Raw genomic sequence first — 1,338 nt, 5'->3', positions numbered from 1 at the left:
TAAAAACGATTGAACTCAAAGCCCCAAGTGGCAATAATTTACCCGGTGGTCAAGCAGCTAAAGCTTTAACAAAGTCACGAAAAACACCTGATGATTTTACTGAATTTAAATCAATGAACCATAAAAAAGCCGCCGCAGGAGAGTATAATAGCCATCAGTTAATGACCGAAAAAGGCTATACACCACTCGGAAAAACTGACGGTAATTACAAAGCAGGTGAAACAGGTATAGACGGAATTTATCTCCACCCGAATCCACCGCCTGATTACGTTATTACTGAGGCCAAGTATAATACTGCTCGTTTGGGTAAAATGGCTGATGGCTCAAAGCAGATGGATAATGATTGGGTTAATAATGATCGCCTTAGAAAAGCTGGACTAAACAAGGAGCAGCGTGAAGAAATTCTAGAGGCTCTAGCTGATAATGACGGAAACGTACAAAAGCTATTAATCCGCAATAAAGAAGATGGCACCTTAGTCGTTAAAGAATTAGATAAAAATGCTAAAATTATCGGCAAAGCCGTTGGATTATAAAAAGAGAATAAAATGTTAAGAGATAAATTAAAAGATAAAGTTTATTATGATGAGTATGTTGAATTCCAGGAAGCTATCATCTTAAAAAAAATAAATAAAATAAAATCAACTGGTAGGCTCACCGACGAAGTAAAAATGAATAATGCTTTTCGGCTTGTTGATGATGTTACCGAATTACTCCACCAAAAATACTCCCGTGGCGATGGTTTGGCGGAACTTAAACCTCATTTACTTGAAGCGTTAGAATACAGAAACTGGCAAAAAGACTATGCTGATGTTTTGCCTGACAATGAGCAAGTAGCCCGTATCAGCAAAGAAGAAATATACGAAGACGATATGCGCCGCACGTTAATCTGGCTTGCTTTTGCTTATTGTTTAGATATGGGGCAAGACTATTATCAGCAAGTACTTGAGTTAATCGCCAACCAAGGACAAGACGGTTTATTAGATAACATTGCAGTGGCTATGGGCGATAAAAACCGCGAAGTAGCGCAATCGACCTTATTTAAAAAACGCTTTGGTAAATTATACAACGTAGTTGTAGCTGAGCCTTCAAAGCGCTCTGATTTAGTAAAAACCTATTTAGATGCATGGTACAAAGCAGAAGGGAGTCCTGATTATCACTTAATGGATACCGATGCCTACATCGGCTACTGGTGCTGGGGCGCCGCTTTAGTGGTTAAGCTTTACAACATAGACGATAGCAGCTTTATTGACCATGAGTACTACCCAAAAGATTTAGTGCACTGGCAAGATAATAACAAATAAGGTTAGGAATTAGACTCATGCGTGATACTCGCAAAGA

General features: G+C 38.7%; 2 protein-coding genes. Both read left to right on the top strand.

The annotated features are described in order from the left end of the window. The coding region (locus ABD005_RS18025; RefSeq protein WP_343819145.1) for a hypothetical protein at window positions 1-533 on the top strand (533 nt) is incomplete at its 5' end. A 12-nt stretch (window positions 534-545) separates the two neighbouring features. Then, window positions 546-1,301, top strand: a complete 756-nt coding sequence (locus tag ABD005_RS18020) for a PoNe immunity protein domain-containing protein (protein WP_343819143.1) — start codon at window positions 546-548, stop codon at window positions 1,299-1,301. Window positions 1,302-1,338 lie beyond the last annotated feature (37 nt).

Origin of the sequence: Colwellia asteriadis (genome assembly GCF_039523295.1) — a bacterium.
Lineage (GTDB): Bacteria > Pseudomonadota > Gammaproteobacteria > Enterobacterales > Alteromonadaceae > Colwellia > Colwellia asteriadis.
This window is presented reverse-complemented; position numbering and strand designations above follow the sequence as displayed.